The organism is Pseudomonas sp. Z2-11, assembly GCF_054161305.1.
Genome location: NZ_CP096395.1, coordinates 5,834,587 through 5,851,350 on the forward strand (window position 1 = coordinate 5,834,587; position 16,764 = coordinate 5,851,350).

16 protein-coding genes are annotated in these 16,764 nt (G+C 62.9%); 10 read left to right on the top strand and 6 right to left on the bottom strand.

The features are described from left to right. The first annotated feature begins 4 nt into the window (after nucleotides 1-4). The 4 genes from M1E16_RS26005 (at nucleotide 5) to M1E16_RS26020 (ending at nucleotide 3,287) form a co-directional block, all read left to right on the top strand. Nucleotides 5-550: a twin-arginine translocation pathway signal protein gene (locus M1E16_RS26005; protein WP_434602133.1), complete on the top strand. Its 546-nt coding sequence runs from the start codon at nucleotides 5-7 to the stop codon at nucleotides 548-550. A gap of 162 nt (nucleotides 551-712) precedes the next feature. Further along, nucleotides 713-2,308 carry a GMC family oxidoreductase N-terminal domain-containing protein gene (locus tag M1E16_RS26010; protein ID WP_458128719.1) on the top strand — a complete coding sequence of 532 codons (1,596 nt, stop codon included), beginning with the start codon at nucleotides 713-715 and terminating at the stop codon, nucleotides 2,306-2,308. Between the two features lie 115 nt (nucleotides 2,309-2,423). Further along, the gene (gene coaD, locus M1E16_RS26015; protein WP_007897855.1) at nucleotides 2,424-2,903 is read left to right on the top strand and encodes a pantetheine-phosphate adenylyltransferase; all 480 of its coding nucleotides are present in this window, start codon (nucleotides 2,424-2,426) and stop codon (nucleotides 2,901-2,903) included. Between the two features lie 132 nt (nucleotides 2,904-3,035). Further along, nucleotides 3,036-3,287: a YfhL family 4Fe-4S dicluster ferredoxin gene (locus M1E16_RS26020; RefSeq protein WP_434571149.1), complete on the top strand. Its 252-nt coding sequence runs from the start codon at nucleotides 3,036-3,038 to the stop codon at nucleotides 3,285-3,287. A 156-nt stretch (nucleotides 3,288-3,443) separates the two neighbouring features. Here M1E16_RS26020 and M1E16_RS26025 read toward each other — a convergent pair whose 3' ends face one another. The 3 genes from M1E16_RS26025 to M1E16_RS26035 are packed head-to-tail and all read right to left on the bottom strand — an operon-like array spanning nucleotide 3,444 to nucleotide 5,478. Then, complete coding sequence (locus M1E16_RS26025; RefSeq protein ID WP_305498139.1) at nucleotides 3,444-3,764, bottom strand: multidrug transporter; 321 nt, start codon at nucleotides 3,762-3,764, stop codon at nucleotides 3,444-3,446. A gap of 55 nt (nucleotides 3,765-3,819) precedes the next feature. Continuing rightward, complete coding sequence (gene mutM, locus M1E16_RS26030; protein ID WP_434571146.1) at nucleotides 3,820-4,632, bottom strand: bifunctional DNA-formamidopyrimidine glycosylase/DNA-(apurinic or apyrimidinic site) lyase; 813 nt, start codon at nucleotides 4,630-4,632, stop codon at nucleotides 3,820-3,822. A gap of 30 nt (nucleotides 4,633-4,662) precedes the next feature. Beyond that, a complete protein-coding gene (locus tag M1E16_RS26035; RefSeq protein ID WP_434574069.1) occupies nucleotides 4,663-5,478 on the bottom strand; it encodes an HDOD domain-containing protein in 816 nt (271 codons plus the stop codon). 231 nt (nucleotides 5,479-5,709) lie between these two features. On the opposite strand from M1E16_RS26035, the gene M1E16_RS26040 reads away from it, so the two are divergent. The 3 genes from M1E16_RS26040 to ilvD all read left to right on the top strand — a co-directional run bounded on the left by M1E16_RS26040 (nucleotide 5,710) and on the right by ilvD (nucleotide 9,753). Further along, nucleotides 5,710-6,249 (top strand): type 1 glutamine amidotransferase domain-containing protein, encoded by a 540-nt coding sequence (locus M1E16_RS26040; protein ID WP_434654925.1) that lies wholly within the window; start codon nucleotides 5,710-5,712, stop codon nucleotides 6,247-6,249. 109 nt (nucleotides 6,250-6,358) lie between these two features. Then, nucleotides 6,359-7,555 (top strand): class I SAM-dependent rRNA methyltransferase, encoded by a 1,197-nt coding sequence (locus M1E16_RS26045; protein ID WP_458128720.1) that lies wholly within the window; start codon nucleotides 6,359-6,361, stop codon nucleotides 7,553-7,555. Nucleotides 7,556-7,911: 356 nt separating this feature from the next. Then, on the top strand, nucleotides 7,912-9,753 hold the full coding sequence (gene ilvD / locus M1E16_RS26050) for a dihydroxy-acid dehydratase (RefSeq protein ID WP_434627329.1): 1,842 nt from the start codon (nucleotides 7,912-7,914) through the stop codon (nucleotides 9,751-9,753). 220 nt (nucleotides 9,754-9,973) lie between these two features. Here ilvD and M1E16_RS26055 read toward each other — a convergent pair whose 3' ends face one another. Then, on the bottom strand, nucleotides 9,974-11,029 hold the full coding sequence (locus M1E16_RS26055; RefSeq protein ID WP_305498132.1) for an HAD family hydrolase: 1,056 nt from the start codon (nucleotides 11,027-11,029) through the stop codon (nucleotides 9,974-9,976). 241 nt (nucleotides 11,030-11,270) lie between these two features. Here M1E16_RS26055 and M1E16_RS26060 point away from each other — a divergent pair, with 241 nt between their 5' ends. Further along, nucleotides 11,271-12,662, top strand: coding sequence for an L-cystine transporter (locus tag M1E16_RS26060; protein ID WP_458128721.1), 1,392 nt, complete (start codon nucleotides 11,271-11,273; stop codon nucleotides 12,660-12,662). Nucleotides 12,663-12,775: 113 nt separating this feature from the next. On the opposite strand, the gene M1E16_RS26065 is transcribed toward M1E16_RS26060, so the two are convergent. Continuing rightward, nucleotides 12,776-13,288: a dihydrofolate reductase gene (locus M1E16_RS26065; protein ID WP_458128722.1), complete on the bottom strand. Its 513-nt coding sequence runs from the start codon at nucleotides 13,286-13,288 to the stop codon at nucleotides 12,776-12,778. Between the two features lie 77 nt (nucleotides 13,289-13,365). Between M1E16_RS26065 and M1E16_RS26070 the strand changes: the two genes are divergently transcribed. Both M1E16_RS26070 and M1E16_RS26075 read left to right on the top strand, forming a co-directional pair. Next, a complete protein-coding gene (locus M1E16_RS26070) occupies nucleotides 13,366-14,733 on the top strand; it encodes a DUF2868 domain-containing protein (RefSeq protein WP_458128723.1) in 1,368 nt (455 codons plus the stop codon). Continuing rightward, nucleotides 14,726-16,099, top strand: coding sequence for a GTPase/DUF3482 domain-containing protein (locus tag M1E16_RS26075; RefSeq protein WP_458128724.1), 1,374 nt, complete (start codon nucleotides 14,726-14,728; stop codon nucleotides 16,097-16,099). The genes M1E16_RS26070 and M1E16_RS26075 overlap by 8 nt, the downstream gene beginning before the upstream one ends. Nucleotides 16,100-16,270: 171 nt before the next feature. Here M1E16_RS26075 and M1E16_RS26080 read toward each other — a convergent pair whose 3' ends face one another. Continuing rightward, entirely contained in the window at nucleotides 16,271-16,762 is a 492-nt protein-coding gene (locus tag M1E16_RS26080) for a DUF523 domain-containing protein (protein WP_458128725.1), read from the bottom strand. Between the last annotated feature and the right edge of the window lie 2 nt (nucleotides 16,763-16,764).

Sequence of the window (16,764 nt, forward strand, 5' to 3'; positions counted from 1 at the left end):
AATAATGAGCCCAAACCTGACCGATACGCCCGCCCTGTCACGGCGTGGTTTGCTGCAACTGAGCCTTGGCGCCAGCGTTTTCCTCGCCACCGTCGGCCTGGGCGCCAGCCTCAGCGGCTGTTCGTCCAGCCAACCGGCGGACGGCCTGAAGGCCCTGCGCGACAGCGACCTGGCATTTCTACGCGCCGTCATTCCGGTGATGCTCGACGGCGCAGTGACGGCAGGAACGATCCAGGCCGCCACCGACGCCACGCTGCAAAGCCTGGATCGCGGCCTGGCGCACTTGTCTGCGGCGATGCTCAAGCTCACGCATCAACTGTTCGACGTGCTCACGTTGGGTGTGACCCGCGGGCCGCTGACCGGAATCTGGGGCGGGTGGGAAAACGCCAGCGCCGATGACATTCAACAATTCCTGACGCGCTGGGAAAACAGCTCGCTGAGCTTGTTGCGCCAAGGCCACAGCTCTCTGCTGCAAATGGTGATGATGGCCTGGTACAGCCGGCCCGAGGCCTGGGCACACTGCGGGTATCCGGGCCCGCCAACCGTCTGAAAGCCAGCCCCAATTCCTGTGGGAGCGGGCTTGTGTGGGAGCGGGCTTGCTCGCGAAGGCGGTGTATCAGCCGACATTAGTGTTGCCTGAATTACCGTTTTCGCGAGCAAGCCCGCTCCCACAAGGGCTCAGTCAGCTCACGACAACAAGGGAGTCTCAAGCATGCCCGTACCCGATCCGTTCCGCGAAGGCCTGGCCCGTGGCTGGACCACCTACAACGGCGCGCAACTGACCCAGGACCTCACGCTGGAAGCCGACGTGGCGATCATCGGCAGCGGCGCCGGCGGTGGCACCACGGCGGAAATTCTCAGTGCCGCCGGCTACAAGGTATTGCTCATCGAAGAAGGCCCGCTCAAGACCAGCCAGGACTTCAAGCTGCTGGAGGATCAGGCTTACACCAGCCTGTATCAGGAAGGTCTCGGGCGAATGAGCAAGGACGGCGCCATCACCATTCTCCAGGGCCGGGCCGTGGGGGGCACCACGTTGATCAACTGGACATCGAGCTTTCGTACGCCTGACCAGACTCTCGGACACTGGGCGACCGAGCATGCCGTCCGGGGCCACGGCCCCGCCGAGATGGCGCCCTGGTTCGAACGAATGGAGCAGCGCCTGGGGGTGGCGCCATGGCTGATTCCGCCCAATGCCAACAACGACGTCATTCGTAAGGGCTGCGAGCAATTGGGCTACAGCTGGCATGTGATCCCGCGCAACGTGCGTGGCTGCTGGAACCTGGGCTATTGCGGGATGGGCTGCCCGACCAATGCCAAGCAATCGATGCTGGTCACCACCATACCCGCCACGCTGGACCAGGGCGGCGCCCTGCTCTATCTGGCGCGGGCCGAACGCCTGATCATTAGCAACGATGCGGTAGTGGAATTGCAATGCCAGGCCATGGACGAACGCTGCGTGGCGCCGACCGGACGGCGCATAAGGGTCAAGGCGCGGCATTACGTGCTGGCCGGTGGCGGCATCAACAGCCCCGCCCTGCTGCTGCGCTCCGACGCGCCGGATCCGCATCGATGCCTGGGCAAGCGCACCTTCCTGCACTTGGTGAACATGTCAGCCGGACTGTTCGATGAAGTCATCAACCCTTTTTATGGAGCTCCACAGTCGATTTATTCAGATCATTTCCAATGGCAGGATGGCGTCACCGGCAAAATGTCCTACAAGCTGGAAGTCCCGCCTTTGCACCCTGCCCTCGCCGCCACGCTGTTGGGCGGCTTTGGTGCGCAGAACGCAGCGCACATGGCAAAGTTGCCCCACACCCACGCCATGCTGGCGTTACTGCGCGACGGCTTTCACCCGGACAGCCCCGGCGGTACCGTGGAATTGCGCAGCGACGGCACGCCCGTGCTCGACTATCAGGTCTCCCCCTACACTTGGGACGGTTTGCGCCGGGCATTCCACAGCATGGCCGAGATCCAGTTCGCCGCAGGGGCCAGGTCGGTCATGCCGATGCACAGCGATGCCCGGCACGTGAAAACCCTGGCCGAGGCCCGGGCGCTGATCGACGGGCTGGACCTGGCCCTTTTCCGTACCCGCCTGGGCAGCGCTCATGTCATGGGGGGTTGCGCCATGGGCGAAGAGCCGAAACACGCGGTGGCCGACAGCCTCGGCCGCCACCACCAACTGCGTAATCTTTCCATCCACGACGGCTCGCTGTTCCCCACCAGCATCGGCGCCAACCCGCAATTGTCGGTGTACGGCCTGACCGCCAAACTGGCGACCCTGCTGGCCGAACGTCTGAAAAACACATGAAAAAACCGACTATTCGCAGCGCCTATAGTGCGTTCTTATCCCATCGCCGACTTGGCCGACCGAGTCGGCTGCGATACCATCCGACTCCCCAACGGACTCCCGCCAGGACGACGCGATGAACCGAGTGTTGTACCCAGGTACCTTCGACCCCATTACCAAGGGCCATGGCGATCTGGTCGAACGCGCCTCGCGCCTGTTCGACCATGTGATCATTGCCGTCGCCGCCAGCCCGAAGAAAAACCCGCTGTTCCCGCTGGAGCAACGTGTGGAGCTGGCCCGTGAGGTCACCAAGCACCTGCCGAACGTGGAAGTGGTGGGCTTCTCGACGCTGCTGGCGCATTTCGCCAAGGAAAAGAACGCCAACGTGTTCCTGCGCGGCCTGCGTGCGGTCTCGGATTTCGAATACGAGTTCCAGCTGGCCAACATGAACCGCCAGTTGGCCCCGGACGTCGAGAGTCTCTTCCTGACGCCATCGGAGCGTTACTCTTTCATCTCGTCGACCCTGGTGCGGGAAATTGCGGCCTTGGGCGGCGATATCACCAAGTTCGTCCACCCGGCCGTGGCCGACGCGCTGACCCTGCGCTTCAAGAAGTAACCCGCCGACGCTGCGACTCGCTCGCAGCACAGCGCAGTCCATCGCCCCCGCGTGCACTGCGCTCGCCAATGCGGCACAATTGCGCCCATACGTTTTCAAATGCCCGGGCTCAACGCCCCGGCCGGAGCTTGCATGTCCCTGATCATCACCGACGACTGCATCAATTGCGACGTCTGCGAACCCGAGTGCCCGAACGCCGCCATTTCCCAGGGCGAAGAGATCTATGTCATTGACCCGAACCTGTGCACCCAGTGCGTCGGGCACTATGACGAGCCTCAATGCCAGCAGGTCTGCCCGGTGGATTGCATCCCGCTGGACGAGGCTCATCCGGAGACTGAGGAACAGTTGATGGCGAAATATCGCAAAATTACCGGCAAGGAGTGAGTCCGACAATTTTTGCAGGGTCTTTGCCGGCCTCTTCGCGAGCAGGCTCGCTCCCACAGGACTGTTGTGTTCAGGTAATTTGGGGGTCTAAGCGAATCCCATGTGGGAGCGAGCCTGCTCGCGAAGAGGCCAACAGCCACATCACAAATCCGACAGTCACTCCTGCCGCTCAAACCCCTCCCCAACACACCCCAGGCACCGCACAAACGTCGCTTTCGCCGGGTCGACCACCAACGCCTTCCCCGCATCGCCAACCCCGCCACCCAGCGCCGTAAAGGGCAACGACACGACAAACGCCCCGGCACCGATCACGGTGGCGGCGAGCAGCAACGGACGAGCAATCAGCAAGTCGCCGAGCATGGCGTACGCGGGTGGATTCTGGATGGTGTAGCGCGGGTCACCGCTTTCGGTGTTCGCCAAGGCAGGCAAGCCGACACTCAGCGAGAGTGCCAGGAGGAAAGTTCGAAGCAGAGTCATGGGGCGATCCTTCGGCTGAAACAGTATGACTACTGACTATAGACCGTAAGACGAATCACCTCTGGCAGCGCGGACACCAGACGCTGGCGCGCTGCCCCAGGCGGATTTCCCGCAGCCCCGTGCCACAGACCTTGCACAACTCCCCACCCCGACCGTACACGAACAGCTCCTGCTGGAAATAACCGGGCTGGCCATCGCCGCCGATGAAGTCTCGCAGGGTGGTTCCACCGCGTTCGATGGCATGGGCAAGGATGCGCTTGATCTCGATCGCCAGTTTCAGATAACGCGCCCGAGAAATGCTTCCGGCGGCGCGCCGTGGGTCGATTCCGGCGGCGAACAGCGCTTCGGTCGCATAGATATTGCCCACGCCCACCACGACCGCGTTGTCCATGATGAACGGCTTGACCGCCATCGAGCGCCCACGGGAAAGCTGGAATAGCCGTTCGCCATCGAACAAGTCAGTCAGCGGTTCAGGCCCGAGGCGAATCAGCAACTCGTGATTGAGCGGGTCGAGGCTCCAGAGCATCGCCCCGAAGCGACGCGGATCGGTGTAGCGCAAGGCCAGGCCGGACTCCAGTTCGATGTCGACATGTTCATGCTTGAGGGCGGGCATGCCGATCTCGACCAGCCGCAGGTTGCCGGACATGCCCAGGTGGCTGATCAGCGTGCCAACCTCGGCATTGATCAACAGGTACTTGGCCCGCCGTTCCACCTGCACGATGCGCTGCCCCGAAAGACGCACATCGAGGTCTTCGGGAATCGGCCAGCGCAAGCGGCGGTCACGTACGACGACGCGGCTGACCCGTTGCCCTTCGAGGTGTGGCGCAATCCCGCGGCGGGTGGTTTCGACTTCCGGCAGTTCTGGCATAGGGCTCTCGAATCAAGCGAAAGCTGGCACTCAACGAGAGGCCAGGTCGCGGATTTCCTGTTTCTGGGTCTCGAAGTCGTACTCCGGCAGACCGATGTAATCGAGCACCAGTGGCCCGACGCAATTCCACTCGTGGTCCTCAGCCTGGTTGCCCAGCACGCGATGGGAAGCACAGATGTTCTCGGACATCTTCAGGATCGCCAACAGGTTTTTCAACTGACTGTTATTGCGCGAAGATTCGTCGCTGAAAATCGCCAGGGCGTTGTGGTGATTGGCGATGGCCTGGCTGACGTGGTCCGGCAGGCGCCAGGACTTGGAGGTGTAGTAACCGACCACCGCATGGTTGGTGTTGAACACGCGGTTTTCGGTGTCCACCACCCGGATCTCGGCGCTGGCATTGGCATAGGCCTCCTCCAGCACGCCCATGTAGGTGGGGAACTGCTTGAGCATCAGCGGCACGCCGCAGTCATGGAACAAACCCAGGGCATAGGCTTCGTCGCCGTTCTGCAGGCCGACGCGCTTGGCCAGGGTCAGGCAGGTCATGGCCACGTCCTGGGCGGTGTCCCAGAAGCGGTTCAAGGTGACGATGGCATCGTCGTGCAATTCTCCCTTGATCGACTGCGCGTTGATCAGGTTGATAATCGACCGGCTGCCCAGCAGGTTCACTGCGCGCTGGATCGAAGTGATCTTGTTGCTCAAGCCGTAGTACGGCGAATTGACGATCTTGAGCAAGGCACCCGAAAGGCCCGGATCCTGGGAAATCAGCTTGGCAATGGTTTCCAGGTCCGGGTCGGGCATGTACTGCTCCATCTGCAAATCCACCATGATTTGCGGCTGGGGCGGCACACTTATGCCTTGCAGGGACTGTTGGATCTGTTCGGCGGAAAGTTCTTTGGACATGGGTACACACTCTGGGTAAGGCCGGGAGTCTAACCCCTAAATCTGGATCCGACACACCACCGGTAAATTGGCGGAACTTTCGTACAAGCCTGAGCTTCGGAATCTGTAGGACCAATGCCCAAGTCTTGTAATAAGGCTTAGGTCGGCAGCCAACCCATTCAGCTTTAGGAGATTTTCATGCCCGCTAATCTGAACAACAAGCGTGTCGCCATTCTGGTCACCGACGGTTTTGAACAGGCCGAACTGACCGGTCCCAAAGAGGCGCTGGAACAGGCCGGGGCCAAGGTCGACATCATTTCCGCCAGCGACGGCCAAGTCAAAGGCTGGAACCATGACAAGCCGGCCGACGACTTCAAGGTGGACCTGACTTTCAAGGCGGCGAATGTCGATCAGTACGAAGCGGTGGTGCTGCCCGGCGGCGTGCAGAATTCCGACACCATCCGCATCGACCCCGACGCGCAGAACCTGGTCAAGGGCTTCGAGGCGGCTGGCAAACCTATCGCGGTAATTTGCCATGGCGGCTGGTTGCTGGTGTCCAGTGGCCTGGTCAAGGGCAAGACCATGACCAGCTACAAGACGCTCAAGGATGACCTGGTCAATGCCGGCGCGAACTGGGTCGACCAGGAAGTCGTCCGGGACGGCACCTGGATCAGCAGCCGCCAGCCGGATGATATTCCCGCGTTCAACCGTGAACTGATCAACTCGCTGTCGGCCTGAAGCCCTTGTGACGAGGCGAGCAGCGCAGGCTCCCTCGCCGCATGTCCACCGCCGGCCCCGCAAGGGTTGCAACACGGTATACTCCCGCTCTTTTTTCCGGAGCGACGTCATGTCCCTGCCCAGCCTGCGCCTCAAAGCCAACGCCGACCGTCGCCTGCGCGCCGGCCACCTGTGGGTCTACAGTAACGAAATCGATGTGGCCGCCACCCCGCTGCACGGCTTCAAGGCCGGCGACCAGGCGGTCCTCGAAGCCGCCGGCGGCAAGCCGCTGGGCATCGTTGCGATGAGCCCGAACAACCTGATCTGCGCACGCCTGCTGTCCCGCGACGCGAAGCTGGCGCTGGACAAATCCCTGTTGGTGCATCGCCTCAACGTGGCGTTGTCCCTGCGCGAGCGGCTGTTCGACAAGCCGTTCTATCGCCTGGTCTACGGTGATTCCGACCTGCTGCCGGGCCTGGTGGTCGACCGTTTCGGCGACATCCTGGTGGTGCAGATCGCCTCCGCCACCATGGAAGCCCACAAGGACGACGTGATCGCCGCCCTCACCCAGGTGCTCAAGCCTAGCGGCATCCTGTTCAAGAATGATTCCGCGGCCCGCGACGCCGAAGGCCTGGAGCGCTACGTCGAGACCGTCTTCGGTCTCGTCCCGGAGTGGGTCGCCTTGGAAGAGAACGGCGTGAAATTCGAAGCGCCGGTCATGCAAGGCCAGAAAACCGGCTGGTTCTACGACCACCGCATCAACCGTGCGCGCCTGGCACCCTACGCCAAGGGCAAGCGCGTTCTGGACCTGTTCAGCTACATCGGCGGCTGGGGCGTGCAAGCCGCGGCGTTCGGTGCCAGTGAAGTATTCTGCGTCGACGCCTCGGCCTTCGCCCTCGACGGCGTCGAGCGCAACGCCGCGCTGAACGGCGTCGCCGAGAAGCTGACCTGCATTGAAGGTGACGTATTCGAAGCCTTGAAGGAACTCAAGGCCAGCGAAGAGCGTTTCGACGTGATCGTTGCCGACCCGCCGGCCTTCATCAAGCGCAAGAAAGACCTGAAGAACGGCGAAGGCGCCTACCGCCGCCTCAACGAACAGGCCATGCGCCTGCTCAGCAAGGACGGCATCCTGGTCAGTGCGTCATGCTCGATGCACCTGCCCGAAGACGATCTGCAGAACATCCTGCTGACCAGCGCCCGTCACCTGGACCGCAACATCCAACTGCTCGAACGCGGCGGCCAGGGCCCCGATCACCCGGTACACCCGGCGATCGCCGAGACGCGCTACATCAAGAGCATCACCTGCCGATTGCTGCCTAATAGCTGAGGCCGGACGGGGCGGGGCTACGGCCCTGTCCCGCTGATCGATAACGAGCATTTCCCCAGCCGATGCCGTTCGGCTTACCTTGCGGCTGAACGCTGCCAGTCGTCATTCCAGGCGCGAGAATGGTCTCGATCGGCGCTTTGCGTCATTTCATCCTGACGCCAGCGGTGTAGAATCGCGACATTCATCGCCATTCATCCCCGGCGGGTTTATGAGCTCATGCTGAGGCGCGCAGCGATCCTGCAAAGTCATCAGCCACGTCCGGACTCACGGCCAAACCCGAGTGTTCCAGACGTCGACAGAAGCTCACTTCCCCATTGATACCTGATAAGTACCTGATTAGCCGCCCGGAGTGCTCCATGCCTGATTACCGTTCGAAAACATCCACCCATGGCCGCAACATGGCCGGCGCCCGTGCCCTGTGGCGCGCCACGGGGATGAAGGATGACGACTTCAAGAAGCCGATCATCGCCATTGCCAACTCCTTCACGCAATTCGTTCCAGGCCATGTTCACCTCAAGGACCTGGGCCAACTGGTTGCACGGGAAATCGAACGCGCCGGCGGGGTTGCCAAGGAATTCAACACCATCGCCGTGGACGACGGCATCGCCATGGGTCACGACGGCATGCTGTATTCGCTGCCCAGCCGCGAGATCATCGCCGACTCGGTCGAATACATGGTCAATGCCCACTGCGCCGACGCCATCGTGTGCATTTCCAACTGCGACAAGATCACCCCCGGCATGCTCATGGCTGCCCTGCGCCTGAATATCCCGGTGATCTTCGTGTCCGGTGGCCCGATGGAGGCCGGCAAGACCAAGCTCGCCAGCCATGGCCTGGACCTGGTGGACGCCATGGTGATCGCCGCCGACTCCAGCGCATCCGACGAGAAAGTCGCCGAGTACGAGCGCAGCGCCTGCCCGACCTGCGGTTCTTGCTCCGGCATGTTCACCGCCAATTCGATGAACTGCCTGACCGAGGCCCTGGGCCTGGCGTTGCCTGGCAACGGTTCGACCCTGGCCACCCACAGCGACCGCGAACAGCTGTTCCTGCAGGCCGGCCGGACCATCGTCGAGCTGTGCAAGCGCTACTACGGCGAAAACGACGAGTCGGTGTTGCCGCGCAACGTCGCCAACTTCAAGGCGTTCGAGAACGCCATGACCCTCGACATCGCCATGGGCGGCTCGACCAACACCATCCTGCACCTGCTGGCCGCGGCCCAGGAAGCCGAGATCGATTTCGACCTGCGCGACATCGACCGCCTCTCCCGCCACGTGCCGCAACTGTGCAAGGTCGCGCCGAACATCCAGAAGTACCACATGGAAGACGTGCACCGCGCCGGGGGGATCTTCAGCATCCTCGGTTCGCTGGCCCGCGGCGGCTTGCTGCACACCGACCTGCCAACCGTACACAGCAAGACCATGGCCGAGGCCATCGCCAAGTGGGACATTACCCAGACCAGCGACGAAGCCGTGCATCACTTCTTCAAGGCCGGCCCGGCGGGCATCCCGACACAAACCGCGTTCAGCCAGTCGACCCGTTGGGAAACCCTGGACGACGACCGTGAGAACGGCTGCATCCGCAGCGTCGAGCACGCCTACTCCAAGGAAGGCGGCCTGGCCGTGCTGTACGGCAACATCGCCCTGGACGGCTGCGTGGTGAAGACCGCCGGCGTCGACGAGTCGATCCATGTGTTCGAAGGCAACGCGAAGATTTTCGAAAGCCAGGACAGCGCCGTGCGCGGGATTCTCGCCGACGAGGTGAAAGCCGGCGACATCGTGATCATTCGTTACGAAGGTCCGAAGGGCGGCCCGGGTATGCAGGAAATGCTCTACCCGACTTCCTACCTGAAATCCAAGGGCCTGGGCAAAGCCTGTGCGCTGCTGACTGACGGCCGTTTCTCCGGCGGCACGTCGGGCCTGTCCATCGGCCACGCTTCGCCGGAAGCAGCGGCTGGCGGTGCCATCGGCCTGGTGCGCGATGGCGACAAGGTGCTGATCGACATTCCGAACCGTTCGATCAATCTGTTGATCAGCGATGAGGAACTGGCTGCACGCCGCGTCGAACAGGACAGCAAAGGCTGGAAGCCGGTGGAAGTGCGTCCGCGCAAAGTCACCACCGCCCTCAAGGCCTACGCCCTGCTTGCCACCAGTGCCGACAAGGGTGCGGTGCGCGACAAGGCGATGCTGGACGGGTTGTAAGCGCCCCGAGCCACATAAAAATGCCCCGCCAAGTGCGGGGCATTTTTATTGGACCAGAGATATCCCCTGTGGCGAGGGAGCTTGCTCCCGCTGGGCCGCGAAGCGGCCCCAAAATCCGCCAAATGCGGAGCATCAGAAACACCGCACCCGCCGCTTCACGACTGCTTCGCAGCCGAGCGGGAGCAAGCTCCCTCGTCACGGAAGCCGTAACTGATCCGGTTTACTGGATATCTTCCGGCTTGACGATCACCCAGTTCTTGTCCGCTGTCACGGGCAGTCCTTCCTTGGCCTGGGCGGCTGCGTGCTTGGCCATCATGCCGTTTATCTGCGTCATGTATTTATCCTTGCGATTGACCCACAAGTGGATGCCGCCCTTGGCCACGTCTACGTCATGGAACAGCATGTAGCCGTCGCTGCTCGGCGTGTCACCAGCCACCAGCACCGGTTTTTTCCATTCGTCGATGTAGGTCAGGATCGCCGCGTGCTTGCCGGCCATCCAGGTCGCCGGCGTCCACAGGTACGGTGTGTACTCCAGGCCAAGATTGGCCTTTTCGTCATATTTACCGTTGGTGATTTGCTTGCGGGCGGTGGTCAGTTCGCCGGTCTTGCGGTCCTTGAGCAGCGTGGTTACGCCAATGACGTTCTGCGGCTTGAGGTTGTAGCCATACTTCGGGTCCGAGGCAACCATGCGCACCAGCTCTTCGGAAGCGGCGGTCATGACATAGACCTCGATGCCGTTCTCCATCAGCTTGTTGTACAGCTCGGCCTGCCCGGTGAATATCTTCGGTGGGTTGACGTTGTACTGGACCACTTTGTCGCCATCGTAATACGTGGTCGGTACCGGTTTGCCGGAAGCCATCAGCTCATCGACGTAGCCCTTCAGCTCCTTGAGGGTGTAGCCGGAAAACACCTGGGCCACCCACGGGTAGCAGACCATGTCGTCTACTTCGCAGAGTCGATAGTAATAACTGAACAGGCTTTCCTTGTGGTCGGCGGTGTCCTTGAATGGCATCAGCTTCAAGGACGGGTCCAGGCTTTCCCGGGTGATAAGCCCCTTGTTCTCCATGAACGGCAGCAGCGACTCTTCGAGGTCGTAGCGGTAGCTGGTGTTGTCCATGTCGAACACCGCGTAGTTACCTTTGTTGGCGTTGGCCGCGATCATCGCTTCCAGCGCCTTGGCCTGTTCCGCGGGCCAATGCTTGAGGTCAGTGGCGAGCGCCTGGCCGGCGAGGCCCAGGCCTATAGCGACAGCGAGCAAGCGAGGTACGAGCTTCATCGACATTTACTCCCAGGTTGTAGGAGCTCGACGCTAACAAATGCCTGTGACAGATCCCGCCTGTGCGCGACCGCTTGCGTCTCGATAACGCCAGCGGCATACCCCTGGGCGCCAACGCCTTATTCCAAAAGCGACAGTAAACATTCTTTTTAAGTATTAATTCTTTAGATATCAGACTGTTAGGCTTTCCGGCTCACAGTCGCGTCGCTTGGCGGCTGGCAAAGTCTTTCCGGAGTTTTTCATGAATCTTCCTCTGATCCTCAATCTGTTGGTGTTCGTCGCCTTGCTGTACGGCTTGGCGCAAACCCGTCACAGCACTTGGAGCCTGGCCAAAAAGGTGCTGCTGGCGCTGGTCCTGGGCGTGGTGTTCGGTATCGCCCTGCACACGATCTACGGCGCAGGCGACCCGGTGCTCAAAGCCTCGATCGGCTGGTTCGACCTGGTGGGCAACGGCTACGTGCAGTTGCTGCAGATGATCGTGATCCCGCTGGTCTTTGCTTCGATCCTCAGCGCCGTGGCCCGCCTGCACAACGCCTCGTCCCTGGGCAAGATCAGCTTCCTGACCATCGGCACGCTGCTGTTCACTACCGCCATCGCCGCCCTGATCGGTATCGGCCTGACCAACCTGTTCGGCCTCACTGCCGAAGGCCTGGTAGCCGGAACCCAGGAGCAGGCACGGCTGCAAGTGATCCAGAGCGATTACGCCGGCAAGGTCGCCAACCTGAATATCCCGCAACTGCTGCTTTCGTTCATCCCGCAGAACCCCTTCGCCGACCTGGCCAGGGCCAAGCCGACGTCGATCATCAGCGTGGTGATCTTCGCGGCGTTCCTCGGTGTCGCGGCGTTGCAATTGCTCAAGGATGACGCAGAGAAAGGCCAGAAAGTGATTAACGCCATCGACACCCTGCAAAGCTGGGTGACGCGCCTGGTGCGCCTGGTGATGAAGCTGACCCCGTATGGCGTACTGGCGCTGATGACAAAAGTGGTGGCTGGCTCCAACCTGCAGGACATCATCAAGCTCGGCAGCTTCGTGGTGGTGTCGTACCTGGGGCTGGGGCTGATGTTCGTGGTCCACGGCCTGCTGGTGTCCGCTGCCGGGATCAATCCGTTGCGCTTCTTCCGCAAGATCTGGCCGGTGCTGACCTTCGCTTTCACCAGCCGCTCCAGCGCGGCGACCATTCCCCTGAGTATCGAAGCCCAGACCAGCCGCCTCGGCATTCCCCGGGCGATTGCCAGCTTCAGCGCATCGTTTGGCGCCACCATCGGCCAGAACGGTTGCGCCGGGCTCTATCCGGCGATGCTGGCGGTCATGGTCGCGCCTACGGTGGGGATCAATCCGCTGGACCCGGTGTGGATCGCGACGCTGGTAGCCATTGTGACGTTGAGTTCAGCGGGCGTGGCCGGTGTCGGCGGTGGCGCAACGTTCGCCGCGTTGATCGTGCTGCCGGCCATGGGCTTGCCGGTCTCGCTGGTGGCGCTGCTGATTTCGGTCGAGCCGTTGATCGACATGGGCCGTACCGCGTTGAACGTCAGTGGCTCGATCACCGCCGGGGCGATTACCAGCCAGGTGATGCAGCAGACGGACAAGGCCTTGCTCGATGCCGAGGAGCATGGGGAGTTGGTGCACGCTTGATTGATGGCGCCAAGTAGGTCGCCTTCGCGAGCAGGCTCGCTCTCACAGTTGACCGATTTCCTGACCCAACTCGGTTACCTGTGGGAGCGAGCCTGCTCGCGAAGCCTTGGCTTCTAAAGCTTCTCCCACACCTCAAAACTGTACGCCGGCTTGTCCCCTTCAGCCGGGTTCAGCTGGTTCGACACCAGTTTCCACTGGCTCGAAGCAAACTCCGGAAACCACGCATCCCCTTCCGGGCTCAGCGCCACGCGGGTCAGGTACAACCGATCCGCCTGCTCCAGTGCCTGCGCGTAGAGCTGGGCGCCACCGATCAGCATCAGCTCGTCAACGCCCTGTTCCAACGCCCAGGATTCGGCCCGTTCCACTGCGGCCTCCAGCGAAGAAAAGACTTCCGCGCCTTCCAGCACCAGGCCCGGCTGGCGGCTGACGACAATGTTCAAGCGTCCCGGCAGCGGCCGACCGAGGGAGTCCCAGGTCTTGCGCCCCATGATGATCGGCTTGCCCAGGGTGGTGGCCTTGAAGTATTTGAAGTCCCCCGGCAAGTGCCAGGGCATGCTGTTGTCGATGCCGATCACACGGTTTTCACCGAGGGCTGCGATCAGGCTTAAGGGAAGAGTTTTTTTCATGACGGCGAGGATACCAGAGGCCCGGACCGGTGCCACAGCGGTTATGCTGATTGCTCATTCGAGCAACGGAAGCCCTCGTGACTGAACTGCAAAACCTCTGGTTGACCGAGACGATACGCCTGCGTGAAGAACATGCCGGCCCGCTCGAAGACCAGGAAGCCAATCGCCTGGCCCGCGCGGCCGGCGGCGACCTGTCCACGCGCATCCGTCATCGCGCCCACTGGCTGGCCGAGCGCGATGGCCTCGTCCAGGCCCTGCGCCACTGGCTGCAAGGCGCACGGCTGGCACTGGTCGCATTGGCCGTGCTCGCCGTGGCCAGCGGCGCCGGCCTGGGCTTTGCCGCCCTCGGCGATGGACGCGCGCCGGTCAACGTATTCTGGGCCCTCGGCAGCCTGTTGGGGCTGAACCTGATCCTGCTGGTCGGCTGGGCCCTGGGCCTGCTGTTCGCCGGTGAGCAAGGCGCCACGCTCGGCCGCCTGTGGCTGTGGCTCAGCGAAAAACTCGCCCGCGACGCCAAGGCCGCGCAACTCGCGCCGGCGCTGCTGCTGTTGCTGCAACGGCACAAGCTCAACCGCTGGGCCCTCGGCGTGCTGGTCAATGGCTTGTGGTTGCTGGCGATGCTCAGCGCGCTGGTCATCGTTTTGTTGCTGATGGCGACCCGGCGCTATGGCTTCGTATGGGAAACCACCATTCTCGGTGGCGAGACCTTCGTCGCCATGACTCAGGCCCTCGGTGCGTTGCCCGCCCTGCTGGGCTTCAGCGTGCCGAGCGTCGAGATGATCCGCGCCAGCGGCGACGCCGCGCTGGACATCGAAAGTGCCCGCCAGGCCTGGGCCGCCTGGTTGGTGGGCGTGCTGCTGATCTACGGCGTGCTGCCGCGCCTGGGCCTGGCGCTGTTGTGCCTGTGGCGTTGGCGCCGTGGCCGCGCCAGCCTGCGCCTGGACTTGAACCTGCCCGGCTACGCTCAGTTGCGTGAGCGATTGATGCCAAGCAGCGAACGCCTGGGCGTCAATGACGCCGCGCCCGCACAATTGCATCAAGTCGAAAGCGCCGTGGGCGCCATGGAAAGCGACGGCGCGCTGCTGGTGGCGATCGAGCTGGATGAACGTCCCTGGCCGCCGAAGCTGCCGGGCACCGTGAAAAGTGCGGGCGTCCTCGACAGCCGCGAATCGCGCCACAAATTGCTTGAACAACTTTCGCGCTTCCCGCCCGCGCGCCTGGCGATTGCCTGCGATCCCCGGCGCTCGCCAGACCGTGGCAGCCTGGCATTGATCGCCGAACTGGCTCGCAGCGCCAGCGCCACCCGCGTCTGGCTGTTGCAGGCACCGCCCGGCGAAGCACTGGATGCCGAGCGCCTGGGTGACTGGCACAGCGCGTTGCAGCAGCTGCAATTGCCGTTCGCCGACTGCGCGCCGTTGAACTGGCTGGAGACGGGCCATGACTGAATCCATCAAGCCATTGAAGCTCGCCGTGGTCGGGCACACCAACGTCGGCAAGACCTCCCTGCTGCGTACCCTGACCCGGGATGTCGGCTTCGGCGAAGTCTCCCACCGCCCGAGCACCACCCGTCACGTCGAAGGCGCGCGCCTGTCGGTGGACGGCGAGGCGCTGCTGGAGTTGTACGACACGCCTGGGCTGGAAGATGCCATCGCCCTGCTCGATTATTTCGAACGCCTCGAGCGTCCCGGTGAACGCCTGGATGGCCCGGCACGCCTGGCCCGTTTCCTCGAAGGCAGCGAGGCGCGACAACGCTTCGAGCAGGAAGCCAAGGTGCTGCGGCAGTTGCTCGCCAGCGACGCCGGGCTTTATGTGATCGATGCCCGCGAACCGGTGTTGGCCAAGTACCGCGATGAACTGGAAGTCCTCGCCAGTTGCGGAAAACCGCTGCTGCCGGTGCTCAATTTCGTCAGCAGCGCCCAGCACCGTGAAGCCGACTGGCGCGAAGCCCTGGCGCGGCTGGGCCTGCATGCACTGGTCCGTTTCGACAGCGTCGCCCCGCCCGAGGACGGCGAGCGACGTCTGTATGAAAGCCTGGCGTTGCTGCTGGAAAGCGCTCGCGGGCAATTGGAGCGGCTGATCGCGGACCAACAGGCCCAGCGTCTGGCACGCCAGCAGAGCGCCAGACGGCTGATTGCCGAATTGCTGATCGATTGCACCGCTTGCCGGCGCAGCGTCGTCAGCGATGCCGAACTGGAACGCCAGGCCATCAGCGAACTGCGCAACGCGGTGCGTCAGCGCGAACAGCGTTGTGTCGAGGCCCTGCTCAAGCTCTACGCTTTCCGCCCTCAGGATGCAGCGGCCAGCGATCTTCCCTTGCTGGATGGCCGTTGGGGTGATGACCTGTTCAACCCCGACACACTCAAGCAATTGGGCGTACGGGTCGGTGGCGGCATTGCGGCCGGGGCGGCGGCCGGAGCCGGAGTCGACCTGCTGGTGGGTGGCCTGACCCTGGGCGCCGCCGCCCTCGCCGGGGCGATTGCCGGCGGCGCGCTGCAAACGGCCCGCAACTATGGCGACCGGTTGATCGGCAAGCTCAAGGGCCAACGTGAACTGAGCGTCGATGACAACGTGCTGCGCCTGTTGGCCCTGCGCCAACGGCAACTGCTGCAAGCCATCGACCAGCGCGGCCATGCGGCGATGGAGAGCATCCATATCGCCACGCCCCAGGACAAGACCTGGCGCGAAGGCAAGCTGCCTGAAGCACTGGGCAAGGCCAGGGCGTACCCGCAGTGGTCGTCGTTGAATCCCCAGCCACGACTGAGCCAGGCCGAACGACAGGAACAGATCGAGCTGTTGGCTGAACAGCTCTAGACACCACAACTCCCGTGGCAAGCATCCCCTCGTGGCGAGGGAGCTTGCTCCCGCTGGGCTGCGCAGCAGCCCCAAAACCAGACACTGCGGTAGGTCAGGCTAAATCAATGGGGCCACTGCGTGGCCCAGCGGGAGCAAGCTCCCTCGCCACAAGAGCGACCGCGCACGCGTCTACAGTTCGCTCAGCGCTTCAAGGGCCAACGCCGCTTCAGCCAGCTCCAGCTCGCTGAACACCCGAACCCCATTGCGCTTGAGCAATGCCGCCGTCACGCCTTCGCCACTTACCTTCACCCCGCTGAACGTGCCGTCATACGTCAGCAGGTTGCCACACGAGGGGCTGTTGGCCTTGAGCACGGCGATGCGGATGCCGTGCTCGCGCGCCAACGCCAGCGCTTGATACGCACCAGATAGAAACTGCGCGCTCACATCCTCGCCCTCGGTGGTGATCACCGCCGCGTTGCCATCGAGCACTCGCGCGCCCTGGCCGCCTGGAATCTCCGCCGCCGGCCGGGGCGTGGGCAGGCCGCCGGCGACTTCCGGGCACAGCGGTACGAGCCGACCTTCGTCGAGCCAATGCTGGAGCAGGTCGAACGGCCCGCTGGCGCCACCGTCGTAGCGCACGCGATGGCCGAGCAGGCAGCGGCTGACAAGGATCTTTTGCATGT